Origin of the sequence: Streptomyces sp. SID3343, assembly GCF_009865215.1 — a bacterium.
Classification (GTDB): Bacteria; Actinomycetota; Actinomycetes; order Streptomycetales; family Streptomycetaceae; genus Embleya.
Genome location: NZ_WWJX01000015.1, coordinates 1 through 3,788 on the forward strand (window position 1 = coordinate 1; position 3,788 = coordinate 3,788).

The window sequence follows — 3,788 nt, forward strand, 5'->3', positions numbered from 1 at the left end:
CGGCGGGTCGGCGGGTCGGCGGGTCGGCGGGGCGCGAAGGCCGAGCGTTGGGCGCTCACGTTCCTTGAGGCAGCGATGAGTGCGCCACCGACCCGGGCGCCGTCGAGGGCGAGGTAGCGAAGGGCGGGTTGTAGGCGGCCTGATGGCCCGGTGCCCCGGTGCCCCAGTGGCCCGGTCGAGGTTCGTGGCCGGGGTTCAGGGAGAGGATGCCTTCGGGCTCGCCGCGGCCCCGCTACCGAGGCAGCGGTGGTAGCGGTCCGCGATACAGCCACGCGCCGAAGAGGTCGTCCAACGAGTGTGGGGCGTACCTTCCCGCGTGGGCCGTGAAGTCGGCCGTGGTGACCGTGCCGTGGCGGTTGGCCGTGGTCCAGTCGCGCAGCATGCGGAAGAACGCGGCGTCGCCGAGGGCGCGGTGCAGGGCGTACACGGAAAGTGCGCCTCGTGCGTACACCCGATCGTCGAACAGCAGCCGCCGGCCGGGCCACGCGAGGACCAAGTCCTGTGGCAATTCGGCCAGTTCCGCGTGTTGGACGCGTGCGTGTTCGACGATCGTCATGCCCCCCGACCGTTCCGACCACAGCCATTCCGCGTAGCGCGCGAAGCCCTCGTTGAGCCATATGTGTCGCCAATCGGCCAAGCCGACGCTGTTCCCGAACCACTGGTGCGCGAGTTCGTGCGCGACCAGGCGCTCCGAGCCGCGCACGCCGTCGACGTGGTTCGCGCCGAACGTGGCCATGCCCTGAGCCTCGATCGGAACGTCCAACTCGTCGTCGGTGACGACCACCGTGTACTCGCCGAACGGGTAGGGCCCGAACAACTCCTCGAAGACGGTCATCATCTGCGCCTGCCGGGCGAAGTCGGTCCGGAAGTTCGGCAGCAGGCGGGCCGGTACGTACGCGGTCTGCGGAATCGACGTGTAGGCGTCGATCGCCCGGATGCTGTCGTAGCGCCCGATCGAGACGCTGACCAGGTAGCTCGCGGTCGGCGCCGACTGTTCGTAGACCCACGTGCTGTTACTCGACCGGGTGCTGTGGGTGAGCAGTCGCCCGCTCACGACGACGGCGTACACCGAGGGCGCGGTGATCGAGATCTGATACGACGCCTTGTCGCCCGGACGGTCGTTGCACGGGTACCACGACGACGCGCCGATCGGCTGACTGGCGACCAGCGAACCGTCGGTCAACTCCTCCCAACCGACCCCGCCCCACGGGCTGTTGATCGGCTTGGGATTGCCGGTGTAGTGCACCTCGACGGTGAACGCCGAACTCGCCGCGACCGGCGTGGCCGGTCGCACCCGCAGCTTGCCGGCGCGGTGGGTGTAGCGCGCGGCGCGGCCGTCGACGAGTACCTTGCCGATCCGGAAGTCGGCCAGGTCCAACGCGAATTCCGGCAACCGCTGGGCCCCGGCGACCGCGCCGATTCGCGCGCTACCCGCGAGCCGGTTGGGCTCGGGCCGGTATTCCAGGGCCAGTTCGTACCGGTGCACGTGGTAGCGCGGGTCGCCGTGCTTGGGGAAGTACGCGTCCGCCGCCCCGTCGGGTCTGCCTCGGTCGGGCACCGCCTCCCGCTCCCTCCCCAGTGTGCCTGGTGCCTCGGAGGAGCCGACCACCGCGCCGGGCCGCAAACCGGTGCGGTCCACAGCGGTCGCACCGGCAGTGCCGTTCGCACCGGCAGTGCCGGCAGTGCCGTCGGTGCGGTCGGTGCCGTTCGTACCCGCCGTCAGATCGGCCGTGCCGGCCGTGCCCTCCGTACCCGTTCCGCCCGTCACGTCCCTCGTGCCGCCGCCCGTACTCGTCGTCGTGCCCTCCGTACCCGTCGTGCCGCCCGTGCCGGTTGTTTCGTCCGAGACGGCCGTGACCTCGGCCGCCCCCGCCGATGCCGCCCCCGACGCCGAAGCCGTCGTCGTTTCGTCGTTCCGCTTTTTGCGCGCTCGACGCGCTCGGAAGAGCATTACCGGCGCCATGCCTCGATCGGGTTGCCCAGCCAGCTGGTGTCCTCCGGTACCGACTCGCCGCGCATCACCAACGAGGCGGGCCCCAGCGTGCTGCGGGCGCCGACGGTGCTGCCCGGCAGGACGATCCCGCGCGGGCCCAGCGTGGCGCCCTCGCGGAGGATCACAGTATCCATCCGCATGATCCGGTCGTGGAAGAGATGGGTCTGCAACACGCACCCCCGATTGACGCTCACCGCGTCGCCGAGCGTCACGAGGTCCGCCTCGGGCAGCCAGTAGCTCTCGCACCACACGCCGCGCCCGATCCTGGCGCCGAGCCCGCGCAGCCACAGGTTCATCAGCGGCGTGCCCGGCACCCGACCCACGAGCCACGGCACCGCCAGCACCTCGACGAACGTGTCCGCGAGCTCGTTGCGCCAGACGAAACCGCTCCACAGCGGGTGCTCGACCACCCGGAACCGGCCCACCAGAATCCACTTCGCGGCGATCGAGACGGCCGCCGCGAGCACACCGCAGGTCACCAAAACCAGCCCGGACAGGGCCGCGGCAAGCACGAACGAGTACGACGCGAGCCACGCCAGCGCGGCCACGGTCAGCAGCGCGAGCGCCGCCGAGCACAGCACCGGCACGATCCGGCACACCTCGACCAGACCGCGGGCCCAGCGCAGCCGCGCCGGCGGGTCGTAGGTCAGGCTCTGGTCGGCGGTGTCCGCCGAGCGCGGCAGGCGCATCGGGGGCATGCCGAGGTACGAACGGCCCTTCTTCGCCTTCTTCGGCGTCGCGGACAGAACCCCGACGAGGCCGCCGTCCGGCACCGAGCGACCCGGCGCGGTCATCCCCGAGTTGCCCAGGAACGCCCGCTCGCCGATCTCCGCCTCGCCGATCCGCAGCCATCCGCCGCCCAGCTCGTACGACGCGATCAGCGTGTCGTCGGCCAGGAACGCCCCGTCGCCGACCGTGGTCAGGCTCGGCAGCGCGAGCACCGTGGAGGCCTCGACGCCCCGGCCGACCTTCATCCCGAGCGCCCGCAGCCAGACCGGCGTGAGCAGGCTCGCGTACAGCGGGAACAGGTGCTCGCGGGCCATGTCCATCAACTGGGTGACGGTCCACGCCTGCCAGCCGATCCGGCTGTGCAGGGGGTGGGTGCCGACGCGCAGGCCCACGCTCAGCGCGCGTACCGCGAGCAGTATCAGCAGGGCGTACCCGACCGCGACCGCCGCCACCGCGGGAACCAGCGCGAGCAGTGCGCCGCCGAGGGCGGCCCCGAGGCCGTCGCCGGGGTGTACGAACGAGCCGAGGATCGGCAGCGCGGGCAGCGCCGCGACGAAGGGGAACAGGCCGAGCGCGAAGCCGCTGAGGCCGTACATGGCCGCCCACGTCGCCTTGCGCGGCGGTCGCTCCCCGAGCCGGTCGCGGTCGACCTTGCCGAGCCGCGCGGCCGGCGCGCCACCCCAGCGACGACCGGGCGGCACGTTGCCGACCACCGAGGAGCCGGCGGCGATCTCGGCGGAGCGGCCGATCCGTACGCCCGGGAGCAGCGTGCTGCGGGTGCCGACGATCGCGCCGGCGCCGACCTTGAGCGCGCCGATCTCCAGGCGGTCGCCGTCGAGCCAGTAGCCGGACAGGTCCACTTCGGCCTCCACCGCGCAGCCGCGGCCGAGCTTGAGCAGGCCGGTGACGGGCGGGAGGGTGTGCAGGTCGACGTCGGGGCCGACCTTGTTGCCGAGCGCACGGGCGTAGCGCAGCAACCACGTACCCGACAGCGCGGTCGCGCCGCTGAAGTCGGCGAGTTGCTCCGCCGCCCACAGCCGGATGTGCACGCGTCCGCCGCGCGGAT

General features: G+C 72.2%; 2 protein-coding genes. Both read right to left on the reverse strand.

Annotated elements, in window-relative coordinates; all coding sequences use genetic code 11:
* Nucleotides 1-232 precede the first annotated feature (232 nt).
* Entirely contained in the window at nt 233-1,558 is a 1,326-nt protein-coding gene (locus GT354_RS00660; protein WP_161354163.1) for a M1 family metallopeptidase, read from the reverse strand.
* A 392-nt stretch (nt 1,559-1,950) separates the two neighbouring features.
* The coding region (locus tag GT354_RS00665; protein WP_346011767.1) for a Pls/PosA family non-ribosomal peptide synthetase at nt 1,951-3,788 on the reverse strand (1,838 nt) is incomplete at its 5' end.